This window comes from Micromonospora sp. NPDC005205, assembly GCF_040608275.1.
GTDB lineage: Bacteria > Actinomycetota > Actinomycetes > Mycobacteriales > Micromonosporaceae > Micromonospora.
Genome location: NZ_JBEXHV010000006.1, coordinates 316,694 through 342,549 on the forward strand (window position 1 = coordinate 316,694; position 25,856 = coordinate 342,549).

Here is a 25,856-nt window from a genome sequence, read left to right on the forward strand (position 1 = left end):
CGTCTGGCACTGCTCGGCGCGCTCCCGGTGGGCGGACTGTAGGAGTGCGCCGGCCGTCGCGGCTCGACGACCGGACCACCGGAAGGGATCACCGCCATGGACATCGGCTACACCACAGATCAACTGCGGGCCGCCGCCGCAGACGCGGTCCGCGCGCCGTCGCTGCACAACACCCAGCCGTGGCGGCTACGGCTGCGCGACGGCGGTATCGAGGTGCTGGCCGATCCGACCCGGCGCCTGCCGGCAACCGATCCGAGCGGTTGGGGCGTACGGATCGCCTGCGGTGCCGCGCTGTTCAACCTGCGGGTCGCGCTGGCCGTGGCCGGCGTCCCGGCCCAGTTACGGCTGCGCCCCGACCCGGCCGAACCGGATCTGCTGGCTCGGCTGGTGCCGGACATCCCGCGCCGGCCCACACCCGCCGAGCAGAGCCTGCACGCGGCCATCCCCCGCCGGTTCAGCAACCGGTTGCCGTTCTGGCCAGACCCGGTGCCGTCCGACGCGCGGTGGCGCCTCGGTGAGGCGGCCCGCGCCGAGGGGTGCTGGCTGGAGATGCTGATCGGGGTGAGCGCGGTGACGGCATTCGGTGAGATCGCCCGCAGCGCCCACCGGGTCCTGGAGCGCGACCCGGCGTACCGCGCCGAGCGGGAACAGTGGCTGCGTCACGAGCCCACGCCGGACGGCGTACCGGCCGCGGCCGGCGGCCCCCAGTACGAGCCGCAGGACGTGCTGCCGACGCGCGGCTTCGGTGGGCGCGACCGGGCGCCGGGACGAGACTTCGAACCGGAGCCGCTGGTGGGAGTGCTCGGCTCGATCGGCAACACCGCCATCGACCAGGTCGTCGCCGGGCAGGCCCTGCAACGGGTGCTGCTCACCGCCATCGACTCGGGGTTGAGCGTGTCGATGCTGTCCCAGCCGATCGAGGTGCCCACCGCCCGGGAGCAGCTACGGGTGTCGCTGGGGCGGTTCGGCGCGCCGCAGATGGTGCTGCGCATCGGGTACGGCCAACCGGGCCGGCCGACCCCACGCCGGGGTGTCGACGAGGTGCTGGACCTGCCGGTGGCGCGTTCCTGACGCCAAGCAGCCAGCGGCTAGCGGTCATCAAAGATCCCCCGTGACAATGAAAACTAGTCGGCCGAACTGTAGGGATGCCTCACAGATTTTGTCTATGCCGATGACCGTGCGTTATGGCAAATGGGACGAGAGACCTTAATGATCGCTTAGTCTGCACCCGGGGTCACTGATTCCTGTACGGCGAGCACCGTCGCCTCCAGGGTCGGGTCCAACCCGATCGAGCTGCGGTGCGGTCGCCCGGCGCGCGGCGGAACCGCACCGACCTCGCGCAGCCACCGCCAGGTGTCGGCGACGGTCTCGGCCACCGGCCGGCAGGTCAATCCGGCAGCGAGGGCCCGGGTCACGTCCTGCTCCAGCAACCCCCGGTACGGGTGGCCACGCGGCAGCCAGATCGGCAGGTCGCTCCACGGCTGCACCCCGGCGGCGAGGATCGACGCCGGATCGGTCCACCGCAACCGGGCGTCGGCACCGGTGGCGGCAACGCACGCGTCGAGCAGCTCGCCCATCGTGGTCTGCGTCGGACGGCCGACCGCGTTGAACGTGCCGCCCACCTTCCGGGTGCCCGCGTCGAGCATCCACCCCGCCAGGTCGCGGACGTCGACGTACTGCACCGGCAGGTCGGCCGGGGCGGGGGCGAGCACGTCCCCGCCCCGCTCGATGCGCCGTAGCCACCAGGGCAGCCGGCCGATGTCCTCGCCCGGGCCCAGGATCAGGCCGGCCCGGGCGACCAGCGCACGCCCACCGAACACTTCCCGCACGGCGCGCTCGGCACCGGCCTTGAGCTGCGGGTAGTCGCCGTCGACGGAGCCCGGGTCGGCGTCCACCACCGGGGAGTCCTCGTGCAACCCCGCTGCGGCATGGTCGGTGTAGACCGAGCCGCTGGACACGTACACGTAGTAGCCGACCGTGTCGACCAGGGCGCGTGCGGCGTCGCCGGCGGCCCTCGGCGCACCGTCCCAGGTGTCCACAGCGACGTCCCACTCGCCGCCGGCGAGCGCGGCCAGACCGTCTGGCGCGGTGCGGTCACCCCGCAACCGGTGTACGCCGGACGGCACCGTGCCGTGCAGCCCCCGGTTGAACACCGTCACCGACCAGCCGCGGCGTACCGCCTCGGCGACGGTGGCCCCGCCCACGAATCCCGTACCACCCAGCACCAGCAGTCTCATGCGCTCCACCCTGCTGGCACCGGTCGGCGAAGGGCATCCCCGTTCGCCGGCAGCGGATCTGCCCGTGGCAGAACCGGACGGTGGTGTCTCCGTTCACCTGTTGTCGGTCGCCGGTCCGGCCAGCACGCTCCTGCGGCGCAGCAGCGCCGCGCGTGCCCGACGGGCCGCCCGCAGGTTCAGGGCCGCCACCGCGCCGAGCAGGAGCACAACGCCCAGCAGCGCCGGCTCCAGTTCGTGTCGCAGCAGGCTGATGATCAGCGCGCCAACGCTGAATGCCAGCCAGGCTCCGACGCCGAGCCAGCCGGCGACCACCCGATCCCGGGCGAACAGCGGAGTCCGTCGAGTCACGGCCCAACCACCGAACGCCGCCCAGCACAGGCCGATCGCCACCAGGACGGCGAAGGCCACGTTGGTGCGCGTCGGCAACCCGGGCTCGGTGGCCCAGAGCAGGCCGATCAGGGCGCTCGCGGTGAGACCGGTGAAGGCCAGGGCCAGGTAGCCGACCCGCCTGCGCAGCGACAACGGCGCGTCCAGTCGCGCCAGCACCTCTTCCGGAGTCATGCCTCGTACCCCTTCCGCACCAGCTCGTGACGTAACAACCTGCGGGCCCGGTTGAGCCGCGACTTGACAGTGCCGACGGGTACGCCGCAGATCAGCGCGCAGGCGTCCAGCGGCTGGTCCTCCAGGTAGAACAGCAGAAGCACCTCCCGTTCCCGGGCGGGGAGCGCCGCCAGCGCCCCGGCCAGCGTCTCCCGGTCGACGACCTCCTGCGCCTCGTCGCCGCCGGGCAGGTCGTCGATCGGTTCGGGCTCCGGGCGGGCGTACGCGTCCCGCAGCCGGTTCATCACCGCCCGCCGGGCGATGATGAACAGCCACGGGGTGAACCGGTCCGGCTGCCGCAACTTTGGCAACCCCTTGAAGACCGCCAACCAGATTTCCTGCACCACATCGTCGTCGGACCCACCGAGCATCCGCCCGACGTACCGTTCGACCGCCGGATGCCAGCCCTGCACCAGCTCGGCGAACGCCTCCCGTTCACCCAACTGGCAGCGGACCACCAGCAACTCATCGCTCATCGGCCCTCCTTCGCCTGTTCAGTCGGCGTGGAAGCCCGGCAGGTTCACGACCCGCCACAGCGAGAACCGGCCTCGGCGGGTGGAGGGTCGCGACGGTAGACCCCCGCCCAGAATGCAGGAAAGCCACCCCGGGCATGGTCAACGAAGCCGCCGATTGCGAAACTGCTTCAATCTGCCTCAGCACAACCCGGACGGAGCAGGGAATGTCCAGCACCCCGCTGTCCCTGCCGCAGCCCTCCGCGCGGGCACCCGAGTTCGGCCACGACGCGCTCATCGTCTGCGAGAACCTGGTGCGGATCTACCAGACCGGTTCGATCGAGGTGCAGGCACTGCAGGGACTGGACCTGGCCGTGGAGAGCGGCGAGCTGGTCGCCGTCGTCGGTGCCTCCGGCTCGGGCAAGTCGACACTGCTGTCCATTTTGGCCGGCATCGACGCCCCCACCGCCGGGCGGGTCCGGGTCGAGGAGTGGAATCTGCTGACGATGTCCCGCGCGGACCGGGTGGACTACCGACGGCACACCGTCGGGTTCGTACGGCAGCAGACGGCGAGCAACCTGATCCCCTACCTGACCGCACGGGAGATGGTGGACCTGCCGATGACGGCGGCCCGTACCCCGAAGCAGGAACGCCGGGAGCGCGCGGCCGAGCTGCTGGACAGCCTCGGTGTCGCCGACTGCGCCGATCGCCGCCCCGGGCAACTTTCCGGAGGGCAGCAGATGCGGGTCGCGATCGCGGTGGCACTGGCCAACCAGCCGCGGGTCCTGCTCGCCGACGAGCCGACCGGCGAGCTGGACGCCGCCACGTCCGCCGAGGTCTTCGGTGTGCTGCGCGACGTCAACCGGCGCTACGGCGTCACCGTCGTCGTGGTCACCCACGACCCGGAGGTCAGCGGCCAGGTCGAACGGACCGTCGCGATCCGGGACGGGCGCACCAGCAGCGAGGTGCTGCGCCGCACCACCACCGACGCGGAGGGCGACACGCACATGATCGCCGAGGAGTACGCCGTGATGGACCGGGCCGGGCGGGTCCAGGTGCCCCGCGAGTTCCGCCAGGCGCTGGCGCTGACCCGACGGGTCCGGCTGGCCCTGGAACCCGACCACATCACGATCCACCCCGACTCGGGAAGCGGCGAATGAGTAGCGAGCCGCTGCTGAGCGTGCGCGGCGTACACCGGCGCTTTCGCACCGGGCCGACCGTCGTGCACGCCCTGAACGGCGTGTCGCTCGACGTGACCGCCGGTTCGATGGTGGCGCTGGTCGGCCGGTCCGGCTCGGGCAAGACCACCCTGCTCAACGTCATCGGTGGCCTGGACCGCCCGGACGCCGGCACCGTGCACGTCGACGGCACCGACGTGACAGCACTCGACGAGGACGGCCTGTCCCGGCTGCGACGCGACAAGGTGTCGTACGTCTTCCAGAGCTTCGGGTTGATCCCGGTGCTGTCGGCAGCGGAGAACGTCGCGGCCCCGCTGCGGATGGCCCGCGTCGCCCCAACCGAGCGCGAGCGGCGGGTCGAGTTGCTGCTGGAGCTGATCGGCCTGGCCGACCACGCCCGGCAGCGGCCGGCCGAGCTGTCCGGCGGCCAGCAGCAGCGGGTGGCGATCGCCCGCGCGCTGGCCGCCTCACCCAAGCTCCTGCTCGCCGACGAGCCCACCGGGCAACTGGACGCCGAGACCGGCCTGTCGGTGATGGCGCTGCTGCGCGGGATAGTGGAATCCGAGGGCGTCACGGTACTGGTGTCGACCCACGACGCGGTGATGATGGCCCTGGCCGACCGGGTGATCCGCATCCACGACGGTCAGCTCGACGAACAGGCGGCCGGGCAGCCGTACGTACCCGTGCCGGACGCCGGGTGACGCGACGATGAGGTTGGTCAGCCGGCGCGCCCGCGCGCAGTGGCCGTTGCTGGCAGCCCTCCTCGGGGTCGTCACGATCGGCGCGACCCTGCTGGGCACCTGCACCCTGCTCGTCACCCGCACCGCCGAGCGGGCGCTGGAGGTCGCCATGGCCCGCGCCGCCCCCGCGGACGTCGACGTGACCGTCTACACCGGCACCGTCGAGGGCCGCGACACGCAGTCCGTCGCCGCCGACACCCGTACCGTGGTGGCCTCCACGCTCGCACCGATCCCGGTGACGACAACCGCGCGGGCGTCGACGGTGCTGCGGGCGCTGCCGCCCACGCTCGCCACGGGCACCACAGTCCCGCCGCAGGCCTACCTGTCGGGGCTGGACGACCTGCCGACCCGAGCCGAGCTGGTCACCGGGCGCTGGCCACAGCACCCGGGCGACGCGGTGCTGCTGGAGTCCACCGCACAACTGCTCGGCCTCACCCCCGGTCGCCGGGTACGCCTCGGCGCCGAACTGGCCCACGCGCCCGTCCCGGCCATCGACGTGACAGTCGTCGGTGTGGTGCGCCCCCTCGCGGGACGCGGCTGGGACCGTGACCCGCTGGCCGCGGCCGGCTCGGCCATCGGCTACCGGGACGGCCGCTTCATGCAGCCGGTCAACGCCTACGGCCCGTTCCTCGTCGACCTCGCCGACCTGGTCACCACCGGCGCCACAGTCGACCGGATGGAGGTCACCGCCCATCCGGACCTGTCCCGCAACAACCGCAGCAACCTGGAGACCGTGGCCGGGGCCGTCGACAACGCCGACCGCCGGTTGGCCGGCACGCTCGGCGAGCGCGTCCAGCTCGCACGGGTCGCCTCCGACCTGCCGCTGACCCTGCGGGCCGCCGACGACCAACGGCACGTCACCGCCGCCGTCGTGCTCGCCGTCGCCGTCCTCGGCGGTGTCCTGGCCGCGACAGCACTTGTCCTCGCGGGCCGGCTGACCGCGGGCATCCGCGCCGACGAGACCGCCCTGCGGGCCGCCCTGGGCGCCAGCCGTCGCCAACTCGCCGCCACCGCGACACTCGAGGCCGGGCTCGTCGCCGCCGTGGCCGTCGCGTTCGCGATACCTGCCTCGTCGGCCCTGCACGCCGGTCTGACCCACCTGCCACCTCTGGACGACGCCGGCCTGACCGTCCGGCCAGCCGTCTCCGGCGTCCAGGTCCTCGCGGTCGTCGGTGGCGCGCTGGTGCTCGCCGCCGTACTCACCGTCCTGGCGATCCGACCCGTCCCGGCGGCCGGCGAGCGACGTACCCGCCGCGAACTGCTGGCCCGATCCGGCGCCGACCTGCTGCTCGCGGTATTCGCCGCCGTCGGGTGGTGGCAGCTGTACGCGCAGCCCACCACCGCCAGCCCACGCGCCGACGCGGTCCGGGTGCTCGCGCCGGCACTGCTGCTCACCGCAGGTGCCGCCCTGGCTCTCCGGGTGGTACTCCCCGCCCTGCGCGGTGCCGACCGGCTGGCGTATCGCGCCCGCGGGCTGGCGCTTCCGCTGGCGGTCTCCGAGGCTGCCCGCCGGCCACAAGCGGTCGCCGCCGGTCTGCTCGTCGGGCTGGCCTGCGCGGCCGGCACCTTCGGCCTCGCCTTCGACAGCACGTGGCACCAGTCGCAACGCGACCAGGCCGCGCTCGCCGTCGGCACCGACCTGGCACTCACCCTCAGCACGGCGCCGGTGGCCGGAGACGGCGCCGTCGTCAGCGCGGCCACCACGGGGGCGGTGAGCCCGGCCCTCGACCGTGGCACCACTGTCGGTCAGTGGCTCGGCACCGCCGGCGACGCGCCGCGTCTGGTCGCCGTCGACACCACCCGCGCCGACGCGCTGCTGCGCGGGCGGCTCGACAGCGAGCGCGGATGGGCGGACGTCGGCGCCGCGCTGGCACCACGCACCCGGGTCACCGGCCTCGCCGTCCCGGCCGGTGCCCCGCTCGTCCTGAGCGGAACCGCCTCCGGCGGCACCCCGCTCGCCGTGACGCCCCAACTGCTGCTGCAGGACGCCACCGGCCTGCGCACATCCTGCACCGGTCCCCCCGTACCGCTCGACGGTCGGGAGGTTCGGCTGCCCGACTGCGCGTCCGCCGACGGACTGCGGCTCGTCGCTGTCGCCCTGCCAATCGCCGCCGACCCGGTCGGCGGACGCGTCGCCGTGGCCGTCACGCTCACCGTGCCACCCGCCAGCTCGGCGGACAGGTCCACCGACGGGTCGGACTGGACCGCCACGTCCGCGCCGCCGGTCCCGGGCAGGTTGGTCGACCCGACGGTCATGATGTCCGCCACGCCGACGGGAACCGCGCTGCGGATGGCAACGACAGTCGACCTCGCCGGCGCCGACGACGCCGCCCGGACCCTCGTCGCCACCGCCTTCCCGGACCCCGGCCCGGTGCCCGTCGCCGTCTCCGACCACTTCGCCAGCGAGGTCGGCGCCGATCGCGGCAGCAAACTCAGCGTCACGGTCGGCATCACGCCCGTCACGGTGGTCGTCACCGAGGTCATCCCGACCGTACCGTCCACCCCCGGTGCCGCCGCCGTGCTGGCCGATCTGGACACGCTGTCCCGCGCACGCGTCGTCACCGGCGACCTGACGTTCCCGGTCGACGCCTGGTGGGTCGGCCGCCCGACCGAACCCGGTGCCGCCGAGCGGGCCACCGCGCTGCACCTGGGCACCGTCGCGACCCGCGAGGCGGAGACCGCCCGTCTCACCGACGGCCCGCTGAGCGCCGGGCTGCCGGCAGCTCTCCGGCTCATCGTCCCGGCCGCCGCACTGCTGCTGCTCGCCGGCGTCGTCCTGCACGTCACCTGCGATCTGCAGGTCCGCGCCGTCGAGGTGGCGCGGCTGCGCGGCCTGGGGATGTCCCGGCGCGACATTCGGGCCGTGCTGCTCGGCCAACATGCCGGCGTACTGCTGCCCCTGCTCGCGGCCGGGACGGCCGTCGGCGCGCTCGCCACCCGCGTCGTCGCTCCCCTGCTGGTGCGCTCCGACACCGGCGCGGCGCCCGTCCCGGTCGCCCAACCACACTGGCCGTGGCCGGCCGAGACCGCACTGCTCGCCGTCCTGCTGGCCGGATGCGTGCTGGCGGTCGCCGTCGTGGTCACCGTCCAGGTCCGCCGGGCTGATGCCGCGCACCTGCGGGTGGCACCGTGAACCCGTGGCTGACCCGCCGGTGGCCGACGCCGCACTGGCCCAGCGTCCGCAGCCGTGGCCGCACCGACGTCGGGCCGCTGCTGCTCACCGCCGCCGTCATCGCGACCGTCACGCTGCTCGCCGGGGCCGTACCGCCGCTGCTCCGCGCCGCCGCCGACAACGCCGTCCAGGGCACGGTCCGCGACGCCGGCACCGACTCGAACGTCCTGGCACACGCCGACTGGGAACGCGACGACGGACCGACCGGTGGTCGGGTCCGGATGCCCAACCTCGCCGAGGCGGTCGACGCCTTCCTCGCCCGAACGACGTCAGCGCTCGGGCCCGACCTGGACGCCGCGCTGCTCCCACCCGTCGCCGTCGTCAACGGCCCGATCCTCAACATCACCGACGGCAGCTCCCCGCGTACCTTCCAGTTCACCTACCTGGCCGGTGACCTCGGCGGCCCGGACGTCACCTGGATCGCCGGCAGCCCGCCCGGTCCCGCCGTGTCCGACGAGTACGTCGAGGTCCCCTACGACGGACCCCCCTGGCCGGTGCAGATCGGCCTCTCCGAGGCGGACGCCGCCGCACTCGACCTCGACCCCGGCGACCGGATCACGGTCAAGGACGGCCAGGGTGGCGACAAGGACGTCCGGGTCAGCGGGATCTACCGACCCGCGGACAGCGCCGACCCGGCCTGGCGACTCGCCCCGGCACTGCTGCGCCCCGTACCCGGCGTCGACGGCGTCGGGACCACCCGGTTCAACGGCCTGCTGTCGCGCGACTCGCTACCGGACGCCCGGCTCGCCGTCGACGAGGACCAACTGCGACGCACCGTCCACTTCGCACCCGTTCCCGACGCGCTCACCTCGGACTCCACCACGGCGTTCGCCAGCCAGGTGGTCAAGCTCAAGGCGACCTCCGGCTCGTCGAGCGACCGCGACCAGTCCCTGAAGTGGGAATCGCAGCTCGACACCGTCCTGCGCGACGCCCGTACCCGCAACAACGCCGCTGCGGCACAGGCCGCCATCCTGCTCGCCGGGGTACTCACCGCCGCGGTGCTGGTCCTGCTGCTCGCCGCCGACCTGCTGGTCCGCCGCCGCACCCCGGTGCTGAGCGTCGCCCGGCAGCGTGGGGCGGCGCTCCCCGACCTCGGCGCGGAACTGGTCATCGAGTCCGCAGTGGTGTCCCTGTCGGCCGCCGCCGTCGGGCTCGCACTCGCACGCGCGGCCGCTCCGGGCGTCGCCTGGACCTGGGCCGTTCCCGTGGTCCTGGCCGGCGCCGTCGCCGGGCCGGCGTTCGGCACCCTCGCCGCCGCCCGCGCCAGCCGTGACCGACGCCAACCCGCCAACCCTGCCGCTCGGCGCTGGATCCGAGCCACCGGCCAGCTGCGCCGCGCCGCCGTGGAGGCCGCTGTCCTGATCGCCGCGATCGCCGCCTTCGTCACACTGCACCAGCGTGGGCTCGTGCCCGCCGCCTCCGACGGCGACACCGGTGAACTGACCGGCGACCTCATCCTGCCGGTCGGCGCCCTCTCCCTGGGCGCGCTCGTCGGCGCGCTCGTCCTGCTCCGGCTACTGCCCCTCGGGGCGCGGTTCGCGCTCCGACAGGCCCTGCGCTCACGCCGCCCCCTGGCCGTGTTCGGTGCCGCCCAGGCGACCACTACGGCCGGACGCGCGCTGCCCCTGCTGGTGCTGGTCAGCACCACGGCGCTCGCGTCGTTCGCGCTCATCCTCGGCGCCACCGTCACCCGGGGCCTGACCGACGGCGCGTGGAGCACCGTCGGCGCCGACGCCCGCCTCGACGTCGGCGCGGACGCCCAGACCGCCACGCCCGCACTCGCCGAGCGCATCGCCGCCGCACCCGGGGTGGGGCAGGTCGTCGTCGCGCAGGTGACCGACTCGGCACGCGTATTCGCCGAATCGACGCTGCTCACCCCACGCCTGGTCATCGTGGACGCCGCCGCGTTCCAGCACCTGCTGGCCACCACTCCGCTGCCCGACGCACCGGCGCTGGCGCGGCTCACGGCTCCCGGTCCGGGCCCCGGGGAGGTCCCGGCGCTGGTCCGCTCGAAATCCGGCGATCTGCGCACCGGCTCGCGGCTGCAACTCCCCCGCGAACGCGCCCCGGCGATCCGCCTCGCCACCGTCGGTACCGCTCCCTCCGTCGGCGGCGTCGACGACGTCGTCATCGTGGACGCCACGGCCCTTGCCCACGCCGGGCTGCCCGCCGTCGCGAACACCGTCTGGGTGACCGGTCCCGGCGCGGGGCGGGCCGTGTCGAACACCGGAGTCGCCTCCGACGTCGTGCTGCGTACGGACGTCCTGCGGGCGCAGCGGGTGGCTCCTTTGACGGCAGGGCTGATACGGCTGGCGTGGACAGCTACCGCGGTGCTGCTGGCGCTGGGGTTGCTCGGCCTCACGCTCGCCGCCGCCGCCGGTGCGTCGCAGCGGTGGCAGACCCTGACCCGGCTGCGGACCCTCGGCCTGCGGCCACGCGACGTCCGCTGGGTCGCCGCCGGCGAGTTGCTTCCGCCGGTCGTGGTCACCGCGCTGTGCGGCCCGCTACTCGGGGCCGTGCTCGCCCGCCTGGCGCTCGGCCCGCTCGACCTGCGGCTGCTCACCGGCCAGGCCGCCGACCCGGCGGCGGTCCTGCCGTGGTGGCTGCTGGGCCTGGTGAGCGTGGCGCTGCTGGCGGTGGCGGCCACCGTCGTACCCGTCGAGTCGGCGCTGCGGCGACGTGACCGGCTGAGTGAGGTACTCCGCGCCGGCGAATGACCGATTGTCACCCATGAAGAAAGAGGCCCGTCACCGGATATCCGGCAACGGGCCAACTGATCGCTCTGTGTGGATGGTGGGCGATACTGGGTTTGAACCAGTGACCTCTTCCGTGTCAGGGAAGCGCGCTCCCACTGCGCCAATCGCCCGTGGCAGCCCCGTAGGGCACATCGCGAGCGGACGACGGGATTCGAACCCGCGACCCTCACCTTGGCAAGGTGATGCGCTACCAGCTGCGCTACGTCCGCACGTCCCCGGCAAGCGCCGGCGACAGGTGAACTCTACCCGATGCCAAGATCGCTTGGAACGGCACCCTGGCCGGTCGCGGTTGCGTTGGTTCCGGCTGGGGTACTGAACGATCCGACAGCGCACCACACCCCCTAAGGAGGCTGTCGTGGGTATCGGCACCAGCATCTTCCTGATCGCGCTCGGCGCGATCCTCACCTTCGCACTGGACGCGAGCGTCGGCGGCATCAACCTCGACGTGGTCGGCTGGATCCTGATGGGCGCCGGCGTGCTCGGCCTGATCATGACCACGCTGATCTGGGGTCGCCGCCGCCAGGTCGTCACCACCACCGAGCAGCCGGTGGAGTACCGCCAGGTCGAGGAGCGGCGGGACATCGCCCCGCCGCTGTGACCCGAACAGGTCCACCGCTGGCAGAGCCGCCGGGTCCACCGCTGGCGGAGCCGCCAGACCACCGCTGGCGGAGCCGCCAGACCACTGCGTATCCGGGCCGGCCGCCGCACCGACGGCGGCCGGCCCGTCCGCAGACGGCCGTCCGCAGACGCCATCGCTGACGGGGCAGGAGAGACACGAGGCAGGCGAGGTGCCGGCCGCCGCCGGTGATGTCGTCCACAGTGCCTGTTTCCGCTGGCCGAGGGGGTTGCCGCCCCCGCGTTACGATCCAGATCATGGAGCCTCTCGACACGGTGTTGGCCGCGCACCGGGCGTACCTGCTCGGTTGGAACATCGGTGTCGCCGGCGGGCCGGACCTCCCGACCTACCGCAGTGACGTGCCGCACGCACCCCTCAACGGCGTCCTGCGGGTGGTCGGGCGCACACCGCAGGAAGCGCTCAGCGAGGCCCGGAGGCGCCTGCACGGCGTACCCCGGATCTGGTGGGTCGGTCCGGACAGCGACGCCGGCACCGCGGACGGCCTGGTCTCCCTCGGCGCGGCGCAGGTCGCCCGCATGCCGATCATGACCGTGGGGACCGGGGCGGTCGCGGAGGTGCCGACTCCGGCCGGTGTGCGGATCGCCGAGACCACCGACCTCGCCACGTTCGTCCCGGCCTATGCCCGGGTGTCCGGAATCCCAGCGGACGGTGTGGCGGCGACGATCGAACGGGAGAAGGCATTCACCGGAGAGGGCACAGTGCTGCGGCTGGCCGGCCGCCTCGATGACGGCCGGATCGTCGCGACGGCCGTCGCCTGGATCAGCCACGGTCTGGTCACCCTCTACTTCGTCGGCACCCAGCCGCAGCAGCGCCGCAGAGGCATCGGCGCGGCCATGACCAGGGCCGCCCTCGAACTGGCTGCCGAGCGGGGCGCCTGCACCGCCGCACTCACCTCGTCGGCCGTCGGTGAGACGGTATACCGCGGCCTCGGCTTCCGGCCGGTGGGCGAGTTCCGCCTGTTGACCTTTTGAACCGGCCCGCGCCGGCCGCCCTCCGCACCGCCTGCCGCCTGCCACCTGCCTGCCTGCCGCCTGCCTGCCTGCCCGCCGCCCGCCGCCCGCCGCCCGCCGCCCGCCGCCCGCCGCCCTGATCGTGCTGGATCCTGGATGTAGTGGCCTCATCGACGGTGCGATACCACTACATCCAGGATCCAGCACGATCTTGGGATGGTGCGGGCCGGTAGGCGATGGTTGCCGGCGAAACCATTGACTACGGCGGTCAGACAGCGTTGTCTTTCCTGTGGCACCTGGGGAAGGGGAACGATGGTCGACGATTTGTCCCTCGTATTCTGCGTGAGCGCTGACGTGTCGGTACGCGAGCGAATGGTGCGGCGACTCGACGGGCTCGGCACTCTGGTCATCTGCACCGACCTCGCCGAGTTGCAGGCGATGATCGGCCCGCCCATGGTCAACGGGCCGGCCTCACTGCTCAACCCTGCCGCGCCCGAAGCCACCGCCGCGCCCGCCCCCGCAGTCAAGGCCGCTGCCGCGCCGCGGGCCGCCGCCGCGCCCGCCCCTGCTGCGACCTCGGGACGAATCAGCCTGCGTGACCTTGAGATCTACCCGCTCGATCACCTGGTGACGTGGCGCGGAGAACGGCTGAGCCTGACCCGACTCGAGCGCAACCTGCTCACCCAACTCGCCACCGCACCGGTCGGAGTCTGGACGTACCAGCGGCTCTTCGAATCGGTCTGGGGCTGCGCGTTCCTCGGCGACACGTCGAGCCTGCACTCGGCCGTGAAGCGGTTACGTCGCAAACTGCACGCGGTCGACGACGGCCTGCGCGTGCACACCGTACGAGGCGTCGGCTACCGGCTCAGCGTCGACTGATGACGTGGCACCACAAGCGAAACGGCTCGTCACCGGAATTCCGGTAACGAGCCGTTCTCCTCTGGCGATGTCCATCAAGTGCTCGCCGAGGTCTTTCGTGATCGTCACCCGTAGGTGGATCCTGGGACCCTCGACCGAGGTGGGTCGAGGGTCCGCGACCGATTTGAATCACGAGCGAGCCGTGTGCGTTTCAGGGCGAGCGTCGGTGGCGGCCCCGGGAGTCGTTCGGCTCAGCAGGTCCGTGATCCATGTGCGGACACGGGCCGTGCGAATCCGAACGTTTGCCCGGGTCGGGGGCGGATGGACGAATCAGGACGTGGGCGGGTTGATCCGCAAGCCGATGCCAGGTCGGAGCACCGGTTGGCGGTAGACGTACTGGAGTGCGCGGGTGCCTTCGGCGTTCTCGATGCCGATGACAGCGCCGCCGCCCCTTTCCTGGAACGTGCCGTCGAGATCGGCATAGACAAACGAGTATCCGCCGGTCTCGTGGATTATCAGTTGGAAGGAGACCCGGGTCAGATCGTCAACGTGGGACCGGACGTTGTGCCATTCGATCACGTACTGGCGGTTTGACCCGGTGCCGCGGATCTCCGCACGCACGGCAGCGTCGTCGTCCACTATCCAGTCGTGCCAGAACGGATAGATGGTCGCGTCGGGCCCGTAGTAGCCGTCCGGCTCCGCAAGACGGTCGGGGTACGAGTGGGACTCGCCCGGATCAACGAAGCTCAGATAGCCGTTGATGTCCAGCCAGCCATTGGCGTACTGCTTCCCGTACAGGGTGGTCGGGAATGGCAGGGTGATCGGGATATAGACGTCGTCGCCCGCCAGCGGTAGTGCCGGTCCGGTGACCGGGGTGAGCACCATCGGCTGCTCGGCGATGGTGTATCCGGCACCGGCCGGGGTCGTCGTGGTCGGGAAGTCCACCGTTCTCTGGGTGTTCGAGCCGACGTTGACAGACTCGACGGAGGAGCCTTTGCAGCCACCCGCGTGCAGCGTGGCGGTGATCGCGTGCGTGCCAGCTGGCACGTCCTCGATCTGGTATGTGCCGTTGGGTGCCGTGGTCGCAGTCAGGCCCGCCGTGGTGACGGTCGCGCCCGGTACCGCGGCGCCCTGGCAGCTGACGACGCCGGAGACGACACCGGCGCCCGGAGGGCTGGGCCGGAACAGCACACCCTGACCGGATGTGAGCAGGGTGTCGTGGTGCAGGTACTGGAAGCCGATGGTGCCGGCACCGTTCTGGATCCCGACGGTGGCGCTGCCTCCCCGCTCGATCATGTTGGCTGGATCGATATCGGCGTAGGCGAAGGTCATGGTGCCGTCTTCGTCGAAGATCACTTCGAAGGATGCCCGCACCGTCTTGTCGCTGGAGTGGTGCACATTGCGCCACTCCACCACCCACTGCCGGTTCGGAGCCGTGCCCCGTGCGGCGGTGGCGACGGCGGCCGACTCGTCGACCACCCAGTCGTCCCATAGGACCGCTACCACGGGTTCCGGCTCATCATTTGGCCCCGGGGTCGGTATCGGTTGGCTTTGACGGAGGTCTCCGGGGTGCCGGAAGACGACGGCACCGCTCCAGGTGAGCCACACCGAGTTGTACGACTCACCGTAGATCTTGACGGGGAATGGGGCGTTCACCAGCCAGTGATCCTCATCCTCGGGCGCTACCTCGATCTGGGTGCCGGGGATGAACGTCTGCGGTCCGGTCTCGCAGGTGTAGCCGAACTCGTCCCCGTCGACCATCACCGAGAGGTCAACATCCGAAGTGCCACCAGCATGGTTGACCACCTGCCTGGCGGCCTGGCCGACGCAGCGGTTGCCGCTGGTCGAGGAGATCAGGACGTACTCGCCGACCGGCACGTTGGTGAACTGGTAGCCGCCGTCCGCGCCGGTGGTGACGGTCGTTCCGGTCGGCCTCATCGTCACGGTCGCCCCGGCGACAGGCGTGGAGGTCACCGCTGTGGTCAACGTCCCGGTGATCGCCCCCGACGCCGCAGGCGTATATGTGATCGACGAGTTGGGCGTCAGCGCCGGTTCCTCGGCGGAGAAGACCGCCGCGACCGTGCCGGACCCGTTCTCGAGGCCGATCACGGCCTCATCGCCACGTTGTCTCGGGGATGTCACCTCGCCGTAGTGGAAAACGATCCGCCCGTCCTCATGGAGCACCAACTCGAATGTCGTCCGGTCAGATCCGTCGTAGAAGGCCATGTTGCGCCACTCCACAGCGAACGCCCTGTTCGGCGCGACGCCCATGACGTGAGTACGGATGCTGGAGGACTCGTCGGCTACCAGGTCCTCCCAGAACGGGGCCACCACGGCGTTCGGTGCGTCGTCGTCTGGCAGGAACCCAGCCCAGGTAGGGACGTCGTCCTTTGGTTGGAAGCTCAGCAGTCCGTTGGTGTACACGGCAGCCGCGGAGTAGGTGCCGCCGTGGTACCGCATCGGGAATGGCAGGGTGACCGAGGCGGACTCTTCGTCGCCGGTCAGTGGGATGACTGTTGACGCCGCGACGTAGCCGGAGGTGCCGACCGTGCAGGCGTAGCCGAGGCCGCCGTAGTCGGGGCCGAGCTGCAGGTTGCGGACGAGGTTGGCGTTCAGCTCCACCTGGACCCGGGCCCTGTTCCCGCATCGGCTGTCCGGCACCGTGGAGACGGCGTAGCTGTCGGCGACCAGGTTGTCGAACGCCCACGCCCCACCCGCGCCGGTGACGGTCGACATACCGGACGGGTCCAGGGTCACCCTCGCCCCGACCACCGCGGTGCCGGCCGCGTTGACCAGCGTGCCGGACAGGTCGTGCAACGCCAGCGGACTGGCGGTCTCCGGCTGGTCGAACACGATCGCCCGGCCGCTGGCCAGGACCGCCTCGGCTGTGGAGTAGCGCAGCCCGTCCGCGCCGGCCGGGGCCTCGATCCCGACCGCCGCCTGCGCTCCCTGCTCGACCGCGCCGTCAAGACTGTCGTAGTTGGTGGTCACCGTGCCGTCCGGCGCCAGGATCACCTCGAACGACACCCGCTGCGCGGTCGACGCTTTCCGGTGCACGTTGCGCCATTCGACCACGAACCGTTCGTTGTTCCCGGTGCCCGTGGTCGCGGTCCGCACACTCGCCGAGGCGTCCACCACCAGGTCATCCCAGAACGGCGCCACCACCGCGTTCGGCTCCGCAGGCGCCGGCAACGACCCACCCGTGTACGGATGCGAACCACCGGGGTCCGTGAACGACAACAGCCCGTTCGTATCCACCCACGCCGAGCGGTACGCCTGACCGTAGAACGGGAAGGCGAACGGCAACCCGACCGCGGTCACCGCGTTGTCCCCCGACAACCCGACCACAGTGTCATTCGCCGCGGTGAAACTGTTCGCCTGCTCCGCGCAGGTGTACCCCGAATCGTCCGAGTACGGGAACAGGTACAGGTCCAGCCACACACCCTGTCCGTCGACCAGCAACTGCTGGCTGCCCGACAACCCACACCGGCCACCCTTGACACCCGACACCGTGTACGTGCCGGGGGCGAAGCCGGAGAACGAGTATCCGCCGTCGCTGCCGGTGACCACCTGGAGGCCACCGGGTTCGAGCCTGACCGTGGCTCCGACGACCGGCATGAACGTCATGACATCGATCGCCACGCCGGACAGGATCGTTGCGGGCTTCACGACGAAGCTTCCCTGCGTCCTGCCACTGACCCGGTTGCCGTCATCGACCGCGACCACGTACAACGGGCGTTCACCAGTGACCGCGCCTACCGGCACCGACACGGTCGCCGTTCCGCCGGGCGCCGACGCGATCACCTCGTTGGCCAGCGACGTGTTGTCGGCACTCCACCGGAATTTCGTCACGTTGGTGTCACCACCGGCGCTGAACGTCACTGGCATCTGCGCTCCAGCGGTGGCATTCGTGCCGTTCGGGAACGTCAGCACCGGTTGCAACGGCACCGCCAGCTCCGCGATCCTCGCCGCCGTCTCGACGAAGTTGTACACCCGCACGTCATCGATGTCACCGGGCCAGTTGTGCCCCAACATCCCCGCATACATCATCGCCCCGATGCGTAAGGGCCCCGTGGCATTGAAACCTGCGGTGACCGTCCCCGTGCCCGGCTGTAGCACACCATCGACGTAGAGACGGAAGGTCTTCGTACCTCCGTCGTACACACCGGCCAGGTGGGTCCATTTACCGATGACCGGAGCAGCGGTGGATGTGATGTTCTGCCCGCCCGACTGGTCCGCATCGGCCTCGTTCATCTGGAAGCCCCACCGGTTGGCCCCCATGATGTACCCCAACCAGAAAGGCGCGGTCCGCGCGCCATCAGCAGCGACCGCCGCCTTGTGCCAGTTCGGAATAGCAGGCAGTCGCACCCGGGCGGTCACCGTGAAGCTGCTGTCCGTACGAACCGGGGTGATCACCCCGGTATCCGGGTGCGGATACTGCGCCGGCCCCCCGGTCGAGGCATTGCCCTGGGCGCCATCCAGCACCAACGCCTTGCCGACACCGGCCCGCCCGGTCACCCGGGCCGCCCCGGACCCGGACAGCGACACGGTGTTACCGTGCCCGGTCACGTCGGTGGCCGCACCAGTTGCCTCGTCGAACTCCCACTGCGCCGCAGGACCACTGCCCGCGCGCACCGAGAACGTGTACGTGGCCGGCGTCGCCGAGAATCGGCCAGCGTGATCCTTCGCCCACACCCACAACACGTTCACACCATCGTGACGCGGGAAAAGCGTCACCGACGCCCCGTAGTCCCCGGTTCGCGCCGGCACCGTTGCGGCCCCGGTCAACACACCCGAATCGAGTGTGTACGCGTACTCCTTCACCTCATAGGCACGCGTCGACGGCGGCGCGATGTTGAACGTCCCGGCGAACGAGACCCCACCCCGGGGCGCACCATCCGCCGGATACTGGGACGACGTCACCGGCCCCGGTGTCGGCGGCGGCGTCGCGTCGACAGTGAACTCACACGTCCCCGACCAGTCCCCATAATGCGATCCGTCATACGTACGCGACTGCCACACGTACGTCCCACCATCGGTCAGCTTTCCTGCCGGAATCGCCTTCGACACCGACGACGGGTTACCCGACGCCTGCGACACCTTGTCCGTGTCATTACGCGCCCCACCCAACGGCCACCAGTGAAACCAGGTCGTCAACGACTGCTGCGACGAATCCGGGTCCGAATGCCTGACTGCCAGGATCGGCGTCTGTGTCAACACATACGGCCGATTCGCACCGGTGCCACACGCCTTACCGTCCGACAACCGATCGGAGGGCGCGCCCGGCTTGGTGTTGTACGTGATCGCCAGCTTCGGCGACGAGTGGTTGAACCGCTTCCACTGGTTCAACGTCCCCTCGCTCACCGCACGCAACCCCATAGTCAAACGCGGCGAGTTGGCACCCGCCGCATGTGCCACCATCGCGGTGGCGTTGAACTCGACAGTGCCCGGCCCGGCGCAGCCGTGGACAGCGCCGTTCTTCCGGTTCGCTGCGGTCTGCGCGGTGTAGTTACCGTCCCAGACCGGCTGCTTGTCCCACGTCGTACCCGATGAGATCGGCCCCGTCATCCACAACTTGGCGTTGGATGCCGGGCTACACGTCCAGGAATGCCGCTGCTCGATCCGGAACTTCGCGTCGAGAATGTACTTCCCGCGCACCGCGCTGGTATCCATCTGGAAAATCGATCGGATGATGTGGTCGGCGCAGCCGGAGCAGTCCTCGGTCCGGCCCGCGCCCGCGGAACCGTTCGTCCCGCCGTTGGTCAGCGCAGTCGAGTTCTTCCAGAACGAGCTGGTCGGATGCTTGCTCCACACCGACGTCCACTCACCGCCGGCGATGCCGCCCGTCCAGGACGGGTCGATGAAAATTGGATACTTGGTGCCCGGATCGGTGAGCAGCTTCCGGTCCGGCACCACCGTCAACTCACCGCCGGTCACCTTCACCGGCATCACCGCCTGCCGCGCCCCCTGCGGCGCGGTTCCGGCCGGTGACGAGGGGGTCTTCGCCGCGGTGTCTGGCGCTGCGGACGGCTTGCCTGCCCCATCAGGGCCGACCCGCGCCGTGTCCGACTTCTTCTTCGGCGTCTGGTCCGGTCCCGGCGACTTGGCCGCCTCCGGCAGCGGCGTGGAATCCCACATCAACGGAGCCGGCGCCTCGAAGACCTTCTTACCGCTGCCATCCCGGGCGGCGAGCCCGCCACCCTCAGCCGCGGTGACCGTCACACCCCTCGTCGACAGACCGAAGCGCACCGCCGCCAACTTCGGATGCGCCGCCGCCGCCGGCGTACGCACCACCAACACCTCGGAGAAACCCGACACCAAGGCCGTCACCCGCAGGTCCACATCCGGCAGCACGTTTCGATACACCGCCGAATCGCCCTCCACGACCGGCGCCGGCAACTTCCCCGGCCAGGACATACCCAACTCACGCTCACCATCGCGAACCCGAGCCAGCACCCCGTCACCACCCGGCGAGAACACCACCGGCAACACCGTCGCCCGCGGCACCACACCCTCCGCGGTCACCTTCAACGCCGTGTCCACGGGCACCCACGACGAACCCTTCCGCACCCGAACCGGCTCGATCCCCTCCTCCAACGTCCGCGACCCGTCAACGTTCAAGAACGTCTGCGAGTACTCCGTACGCTCAGCGAGAATCTCCACTCGACGACCACAGGTATCGACCATCTTCCTGGCCGCTGACGCATCAACCGAAACATCCACACATGACGCGCGAGCTGGTGGGGCCGGTCGCGCAGACGCCGGGGACACCGGCAGCGCAACCGACGTGGCCACCACCACAAACGCGACCAGCGCACGTCCAGCGGCCCGAGGAGCCGTACGACGGGCACGCAGGAACCAGCGACCGCGACCGAACATTGAAGCCCCCGTGTGTCAGACCGCTACGGCTTGATCATCTTAAGCAGCACCGTTATCGCCGTCAATACCGAAGGTTGTCAATTATTCACAGTTAGTGCCGGCCTCTTCCGTTGGCCACCGGGTCCCATCTCAGTCGCCTTGAGAGCCATGGGCCTAAGCGCCTAATATGAGAGCATTTAACGCACCAACAAACTGTCTGCGGAAGCACACCGAGCAAGCGGGAGCATTTCCGACCGCGAAAGAGGGCCGGGCAACGACATGCGCCGAGCGGTGCCCACATCTACTTTCTGAGGGTCAGGGCTCCGCGTCACTCCCGCGCAAGGAGCACCACAAGCGAAACGGCTCGTCACCGGGTCTTCCGGTGACGAGCCGTTCTCCTCTGGTGGGCGATACTGGGTTTGAACCAGTGACCTCTTCCGTGTCAAGGAAGCGCGCTCCCACTGCGCCAATCGCCCGTGCTTGTTGCCGAGGTGGGGACGGGATTTGAACCCGCGTACACGGCTTTGCAGGCCGTTGCCTCGCCTCTCGGCCACCCCACCGAGGTTGCCCCCGTCATACGTGGCGGCAGCTCCGAGCGGACGACGGGATTCGAACCCGCGACCCTCACCTTGGCAAGGTGATGCGCTACCAGCTGCGCTACGTCCGCACGCCCCCGGACGTTCCCGGGTGACGGATGAGAACTTTAGCCGAGTAGGTGTTTGACTGCCAACTCGGGGTCGCCTCGGCGCGTCCGGGGTGGCCGGGGCTGGAGCGGAGTCACCCCCGGCCGGCATCCTAGGTGGCTGGCCTGGTGCCTGAATCCGGCGCCGACCGTCACACTCCGACACTCCCCGGCAATGATCGTCATCATCGCGTCGCATACCTGACCATCAACGTCTCCACGACCCGGCACCGGGCAGCGGACCTCGGTGAACACTCTCCGTGGCGCGACCGACGACACGCGAAAGAAGTGTCCGGCTTCCGACTGCCACGGCGTGGATCGGCGCGTGGTGGTAACTGTTCGTGTTCAGTCGGATGGGTTACGGTAACGGTCGTGACGAGACGTGCGGCCGAGATCCGCCTGGATGCCCTGCTGCGCACCGCCTGCGACGTGATCGTGGAGCGCGGGCTGGCCAACACCCGGACAGCGGACGTGGCGAATGCCGCGGGCGTGAGTCAGGCGTTGGTCTTCTACCACTTCGCCACCAAGGAACGGCTGCTCGCGCAGGCCTTCGCGTACGCGGTCGAGCAGGATCTGGCCCGGCTCGACGCGGTGACCCGTTCCTCGGCCGCACCGCTGACCAAGCTCCGCCGGATCCTCAAGCTCTACACCCCGGCCGGGCGGGCGACCTCCTGGTCCATGTGGATCGACGGCTGGTCCGAGTCGCTGCGTACCCCGGAGTTGGAGAAGGTCTCCCGGCGGCTGGACCTGCGCTGGCGACAGGACCTGGCTGCGGTGATCACCGCCGGGGTGGCCGACGGCACCTTCCAGTGCGCCGACGCCGACGGGGCCGCGTGGCGGATCAGCGCGGTGATGGACGGCCTCGCCGTCCAACTCGCCGTGCACGACCGGGTGATCTCCCGCCGCCAGTTCGGCGAGTGGGTCCGGCTGGTCACCGCCCGAGAGCTCGGCCTTGACCCGGCCGACCTCGACTGAGCTGGGGTTGCCAGCACCGATCCCCGCACCGAGCCGGGCAAAACGGACTCAGTCCACCCCGTCGACCGGAACAATCGGCGGCATGGACCTCTTGGAGGCGTACCGCCGGAGCCTGGCCGAATTCATCGACCGGGTGGATCAGATCGAGCCCGGCCAGTGGTCCGACCCGACACCCTGCTCGGACTGGGACCTCCGGACGCTTGTCAACCACGTGGTGACCGAGGACCGGTGGAGCGTTCCGCTGCTCGCCGGCCGGACCATCGACGAGGTCGGCGACCGGCTCGATGGTGACCAACTCGGCGCCGACCCGATCGCGACGGCCCGGGAGGCCGCCGCGCAGGCCGAGATCGCCGCCACCCACCCCGGCGCGATCGATCGCACCGTGCACCTCTCCAGCGGCGACACCCCGGCCACCGAGTACCTCCGACAACTCCTCGCCGAGCACCTCGTGCACGGCTGGGACGTGGCGGTGGCGATCGGCGCGCAGCCACGGCTCGACCCGGACGCGGTGCACGCCGCCGCCCAGTGGTTCGCCGGCCAGATCGACGCCTACCGGCGCAACAACCTGGTCCACACCGGCGTACAGGTGCCCGACGACGCCGACGAGCAGGACCACCTGCTGGCCGCGTTCGGCCGCGACCCCGACTGGGCGCCGAGCGCCTGAACGAATCTCGATCTGTTGGTGCGACAGCGGCTCCGGACCTTGCCGTGACCTCGGGAGACTGATATCCACAGATGCGCATGCGTCACCGCGCATCTGTGGCCGGCGACTCGCCGGCCATCCCGCTCCCACGAGGAGGTCCCGTGCCACAACCGGAGTGGTCACCCCCGATGAGCCGGCGTCGACGCCGGCTCATCGCCATCCTGGCGACGACGGCGACGGTCGCCGCGCTGCTCCCCACCGGCGTGAGCACCGCAGCCCCCACCGGCGGCGCGACATCCACCGAGCGCCGGTCCGGGCCGTTCGCCGAGGGGCACACCCCCGCCGACGCCGACAACCGCGCCGGTACGGCGGCACCCGACGCCCGCCAACGCGGCCTGGCCCGCGCCGTCGACCCCGACGTCCGGTGGAACCGGCTCGGCACCCCACAGGCGCTCGGCCCCGGCCGCACCCCGCTGGCCAGCGGGCTGCCCGCCGACCCGGAGGCCGCCGCCCGCGCCTACCTGGCCGCCAACCAGGACCTGTTCGGCATGGACGCCGCCACGGTGGCCAGCATGGAACGGGTGCTGGTCCGACCGATCGGCAGCGGCACCGTCGTCACCCTCCGGCAACGCTTCGGCGACCTGCCCGCGGGGCCGGACGGCCTCGTCACCCTCGCGGTCGCCGACGGCGCGGTGCTCTCGGTCAGCTCCTCGCTGGCCCGCGACACCGGCACGCCGGCGCCGGCCACCCGCACCGCCGAGCAGGCGTACGCCGCCGCGCTCGCCGACGCCAAGCTGACCGCCGACGCGGTGGCCAGCCACACCATCCGGTCGGTGGCCGTGCCCACCCCGCTGGACGGGCCACGGGCCGCCTACGAGGTGACCATGATCGGCGCGGACACCGAGCACCCGGCCGCGTTCACCAGCTACGTGGACGGCAGCACCGGGCAGGTGCTGGTCCGCGAGGACCTCGTGGACTTCGACTCCGACAACCCGAGCTGGGCGGTCTTCCCGGCCACCCCGCCTCGCGACCTCGGCCCCGGGCAGGACCCCCGGGTGCGCTGGTGCGGCGACCCGGCCCCCGGCTGCCAGGCCGCCTTCCGCGACCCGGCCACCGGCCAACCGTGGGACGTCGACGCGGCCACCGGTACGCCGACCCTCACCTCGCGCGGCAACTCGGCCAACACCGTGCTGTCCTGGGGTGCGAGCACCCCGGTCGTGCCGGCCCCCACCAGCCCGGAACGCCGTTACGAGTACCCCTTCACCGACCAGTGGCACCAGGCGAAGTGCAACCCGGGGGTGTTCACCTCCGCAGAGCGCAACGACGCGGACGCGTCGATCGCCAACCTCTTCGCCATGCACAACCGGATGCACGACTGGTCGTACCAGTTGGGCTTCACCGAGTCGGCGTGGAACCTCCAGGCGGTCAACCTCACCCCGTCCGGCCTGGGCGGTGACGCCGAGCAGGGCCGCGCCCAGCAGGGCGCGCTGACCGGCAACCGGAACAACGCCAACCAGGGCACCCCGCGCGACGGGTTGCCGCCGACCACCAACATGTACCTCTGGCAGCCGCAGGCCGGCGGGCCGTACCCGCCGTGCGTGGACGGCGACTACGACATGACGGTGATCGGCCACGAGTACACCCACGCGATCACCAACCGGATGATCGCCGGCCCGGACAGCGGGATCAGCGGCCACCAGGGCGGGTCGATGGGTGAGTCCTGGGGCGACCTGCTCGCCGCCGAGTACCTCTTCCAGCACGGGCTGCGCGCGCCCGGCGAGACGCCCTTCATCACGGGCGGCTACGTCACCGGCAACCTGGTCAGCGGCATCCGCAACTACGACCTGAGCCGCAGCCCGCTCAACTACTCCGACATCGGCTACAACACCGCCGGCCCGGCCGTGCACGCCGACGGGGAGATCTGGGGCGCCACCAACTTCCGGGTCCGCTCCGCCCTGGTGAAGCGGTACGGCCTCGGCACCCCGCAACGGCAGCTCGACTGCGCGTCGGGCAAGGTCGCGGCAGATCAGTGCCCGGGCAACCGGCGCTGGTCACAGTTGGTCTTCGACTCGTTCCTGCTCCAGGCCGCCAGCCAGGTCAGCATGCTCGACATGCGCGACAACATGCTCACCGCCGACCTGCTCCGCTTCGGCGGCGCGAATCAGGACCTCATCTGGGCCGAGTTCGCCCGCTCCGGAATGGGCCGGGACGCCGCCACGAACGGTGCCGGCGACACCGACCCGACGCCGAGTTTCGCCTCGCCGCGCGGTGGCAACGCGACGCTCACCCTGCGCCCACGCGGAGACAGCGCCGAAGCGCCGATCCGGGTGTACGTGGGGGCGTACGAGGCGCGGGCCGTGCCGGTGGCCGACACCGACCCGGCGACGCCGATCCCGGACACCGTGGAGATGGTGGCCGGCACGTACGACCTGCTCGCCGTGGCCCCCGGGTTCGGGCACCAGCGGCTCAGCGTGGTCGCCCGAGCCGGCCAGGACGGGTACGTCGACCTGCGGATGAGCCGCAACCTCGCCTCCACCGCCTCCGGCGCCACCGTCACCGGCGACGGGGTCAACCTGGACCGGATCGTCGACGACACCGAGGCGACGAACTGGGCGTCCCTGGACGGGGTGGCCGGCCGGCAGCTCACAGTGGCGCTGGCGGGCGACGCCCCGCAGACGGTCAAGCGGGTGAACGTCAGCGCGATGCTGCGCCCGGCGATCACCGGCGACGCCGACACCGGCGCGCAGAACGCCCTCAGTGCCCTGCGCTCGTTCGCGGTGTCCGCCTGCAACGCGACGACCACCGACTGCGCGGATCCGGCACGTTGGCAGCGCATCTACACCAGCGCGGGGGACGCGTTCCCCGGCGGGGCGTACCGGGCGTACAGCCGCGACATCAACCTCCGGACGTTCGCGGTACCCACCACCCTCGCCACCCACCTGCGTCTCGAGGTGCTGGCGAGCCAGTGCACCGGCGGCCCGAACTACGCGGGCGAGCAGGACGACGACCCGGCCACGACGACGGACTGCGCGACCGCCAGCCCGGCCCGGAGCCAGGTCCGGATCGCCGAGTTCCAGGCGTTCTCGAAGTGACACGGTGGGGCCGGCGGATGTCCGCC

15 protein-coding genes and 5 tRNA genes are annotated in these 25,856 nt (G+C 71.2%); 11 read left to right on the forward strand and 9 right to left on the reverse strand.

Translation table 11 applies throughout. The annotated features are described in order from the left end of the window. The first annotated feature begins 96 nt into the window (after positions 1-96). Positions 97-1,071: a nitroreductase gene (locus ABZU43_RS14830; RefSeq protein ID WP_355007050.1), complete on the forward strand. Its 975-nt coding sequence runs from the start codon at positions 97-99 to the stop codon at positions 1,069-1,071. A 146-nt stretch (positions 1,072-1,217) separates the two neighbouring features. Here ABZU43_RS14830 and ABZU43_RS14835 read toward each other — a convergent pair whose 3' ends face one another. The 3 genes from ABZU43_RS14835 to ABZU43_RS14845 all read right to left on the reverse strand — a co-directional run bounded on the left by ABZU43_RS14835 (position 1,218) and on the right by ABZU43_RS14845 (position 3,313). Beyond that, positions 1,218-2,237: an NAD-dependent epimerase/dehydratase family protein gene (locus ABZU43_RS14835; protein ID WP_355007051.1), complete on the reverse strand. Its 1,020-nt coding sequence runs from the start codon at positions 2,235-2,237 to the stop codon at positions 1,218-1,220. 93 nt (positions 2,238-2,330) lie between these two features. Beyond that, entirely contained in the window at positions 2,331-2,798 is a 468-nt protein-coding gene (locus ABZU43_RS14840) for a hypothetical protein (RefSeq protein WP_355007052.1), read from the reverse strand. Beyond that, positions 2,795-3,313 (reverse strand): sigma-70 family RNA polymerase sigma factor, encoded by a 519-nt coding sequence (locus tag ABZU43_RS14845; protein ID WP_355007053.1) that lies wholly within the window; start codon positions 3,311-3,313, stop codon positions 2,795-2,797. The genes ABZU43_RS14840 and ABZU43_RS14845 overlap by 4 nt, the downstream gene beginning before the upstream one ends. A 203-nt stretch (positions 3,314-3,516) precedes the next feature. Between ABZU43_RS14845 and ABZU43_RS14850 the strand changes: the two genes are divergently transcribed. From ABZU43_RS14850 to ABZU43_RS14865, 4 genes are read left to right on the forward strand one after another with little or no spacing between them, the layout of a single operon-like run. Beyond that, positions 3,517-4,449, forward strand: coding sequence for an ABC transporter ATP-binding protein (locus ABZU43_RS14850; RefSeq protein WP_355007054.1), 933 nt, complete (start codon positions 3,517-3,519; stop codon positions 4,447-4,449). After that, complete coding sequence (locus tag ABZU43_RS14855; protein WP_355007055.1) at positions 4,446-5,168, forward strand: ABC transporter ATP-binding protein; 723 nt, start codon at positions 4,446-4,448, stop codon at positions 5,166-5,168. Before ABZU43_RS14850 ends, ABZU43_RS14855 begins: the two co-directional genes overlap by 4 nt. Positions 5,169-5,175: 7 nt before the next feature. Beyond that, a complete protein-coding gene (locus ABZU43_RS14860) occupies positions 5,176-8,340 on the forward strand; it encodes an ABC transporter permease (RefSeq protein ID WP_355007056.1) in 3,165 nt (1,054 codons plus the stop codon). Continuing rightward, complete coding sequence (locus ABZU43_RS14865; RefSeq protein WP_355007057.1) at positions 8,337-11,096, forward strand: ABC transporter permease; 2,760 nt, start codon at positions 8,337-8,339, stop codon at positions 11,094-11,096. The genes ABZU43_RS14860 and ABZU43_RS14865 overlap by 4 nt, the downstream gene beginning before the upstream one ends. Positions 11,097-11,170: 74 nt before the next feature. Here the strand turns inward: ABZU43_RS14865 and ABZU43_RS14870 are convergent. Both ABZU43_RS14870 and ABZU43_RS14875 read right to left on the reverse strand, forming a co-directional pair. After that, positions 11,171-11,245 (reverse strand) — tRNA-Val (locus ABZU43_RS14870). 26 nt (positions 11,246-11,271) lie between these two features. Then, positions 11,272-11,344, reverse strand: a tRNA-Gly gene (locus ABZU43_RS14875). Between the two features lie 146 nt (positions 11,345-11,490). Between ABZU43_RS14875 and ABZU43_RS14880 the strand changes: the two genes are divergently transcribed. From ABZU43_RS14880 to ABZU43_RS14890, 3 genes are all read left to right on the forward strand, one after another. Next, the gene (locus ABZU43_RS14880) at positions 11,491-11,733 is read left to right on the forward strand and encodes a DUF6458 family protein (protein ID WP_091400768.1); all 243 of its coding nucleotides are present in this window, start codon (positions 11,491-11,493) and stop codon (positions 11,731-11,733) included. A gap of 275 nt (positions 11,734-12,008) precedes the next feature. After that, a complete protein-coding gene (locus ABZU43_RS14885; RefSeq protein WP_355007058.1) occupies positions 12,009-12,743 on the forward strand; it encodes a GNAT family N-acetyltransferase in 735 nt (244 codons plus the stop codon). A gap of 333 nt (positions 12,744-13,076) precedes the next feature. Next, positions 13,077-13,601: a winged helix-turn-helix domain-containing protein gene (locus tag ABZU43_RS14890; protein ID WP_355007088.1), complete on the forward strand. Its 525-nt coding sequence runs from the start codon at positions 13,077-13,079 to the stop codon at positions 13,599-13,601. Positions 13,602-13,910: 309 nt separating this feature from the next. On the opposite strand, the gene ABZU43_RS14895 is transcribed toward ABZU43_RS14890, so the two are convergent. From ABZU43_RS14895 to ABZU43_RS14910, 4 genes are all read right to left on the reverse strand, one after another. Further along, positions 13,911-20,243 carry a carboxypeptidase regulatory-like domain-containing protein gene (locus ABZU43_RS14895; protein WP_355007059.1) on the reverse strand — a complete coding sequence of 2,111 codons (6,333 nt, stop codon included), beginning with the start codon at positions 20,241-20,243 and terminating at the stop codon, positions 13,911-13,913. A gap of 596 nt (positions 20,244-20,839) precedes the next feature. Further along, positions 20,840-20,914 (reverse strand) — tRNA-Val (locus tag ABZU43_RS14900). Between the two features lie 13 nt (positions 20,915-20,927). Next, a tRNA-Cys gene (locus tag ABZU43_RS14905) sits at positions 20,928-20,998 on the reverse strand. A 34-nt stretch (positions 20,999-21,032) separates the two neighbouring features. Further along, positions 21,033-21,105: transfer RNA gene (locus ABZU43_RS14910), tRNA-Gly, on the reverse strand. Positions 21,106-21,492: 387 nt separating this feature from the next. Here ABZU43_RS14910 and ABZU43_RS14915 point away from each other — a divergent pair. From ABZU43_RS14915 to ABZU43_RS14925, 3 genes are all read left to right on the forward strand, one after another. Continuing rightward, positions 21,493-22,095 carry a TetR/AcrR family transcriptional regulator gene (locus ABZU43_RS14915; RefSeq protein ID WP_355007060.1) on the forward strand — a complete coding sequence of 201 codons (603 nt, stop codon included), beginning with the start codon at positions 21,493-21,495 and terminating at the stop codon, positions 22,093-22,095. Positions 22,096-22,177: 82 nt separating this feature from the next. Beyond that, a complete protein-coding gene (locus ABZU43_RS14920; RefSeq protein WP_355007061.1) occupies positions 22,178-22,759 on the forward strand; it encodes a TIGR03086 family metal-binding protein in 582 nt (193 codons plus the stop codon). A gap of 140 nt (positions 22,760-22,899) precedes the next feature. Then, a complete protein-coding gene (locus tag ABZU43_RS14925; protein WP_355007062.1) occupies positions 22,900-25,830 on the forward strand; it encodes a M36 family metallopeptidase in 2,931 nt (976 codons plus the stop codon). Positions 25,831-25,856 lie beyond the last annotated feature (26 nt).

Coding starts and splice junctions, on each gene's coding strand:
- ABZU43_RS14920 (WP_355007061.1), top strand. CDS start 22,178: ATGGACCTCTTGGAGGCGTACCGCCGGAGCCTGGCCGAATTCATCGAC.
- ABZU43_RS14845 (WP_355007053.1), bottom strand. CDS start 3,313: ATGAGCGATGAGTTGCTGGTGGTCCGCTGCCAGTTGGGTGAACGGGAG.
- ABZU43_RS14885 (WP_355007058.1), top strand. CDS start 12,009: ATGGAGCCTCTCGACACGGTGTTGGCCGCGCACCGGGCGTACCTGCTC.
- ABZU43_RS14840 (WP_355007052.1), bottom strand. CDS start 2,798: ATGACTCCGGAAGAGGTGCTGGCGCGACTGGACGCGCCGTTGTCGCTG.
- ABZU43_RS14830 (WP_355007050.1), top strand. CDS start 97: ATGGACATCGGCTACACCACAGATCAACTGCGGGCCGCCGCCGCAGAC.
- ABZU43_RS14860 (WP_355007056.1), top strand. CDS start 5,176: ATGAGGTTGGTCAGCCGGCGCGCCCGCGCGCAGTGGCCGTTGCTGGCA.
- ABZU43_RS14850 (WP_355007054.1), top strand. CDS start 3,517: ATGTCCAGCACCCCGCTGTCCCTGCCGCAGCCCTCCGCGCGGGCACCC.
- ABZU43_RS14855 (WP_355007055.1), top strand. CDS start 4,446: ATGAGTAGCGAGCCGCTGCTGAGCGTGCGCGGCGTACACCGGCGCTTT.
- ABZU43_RS14835 (WP_355007051.1), bottom strand. CDS start 2,237: ATGAGACTGCTGGTGCTGGGTGGTACGGGATTCGTGGGCGGGGCCACC.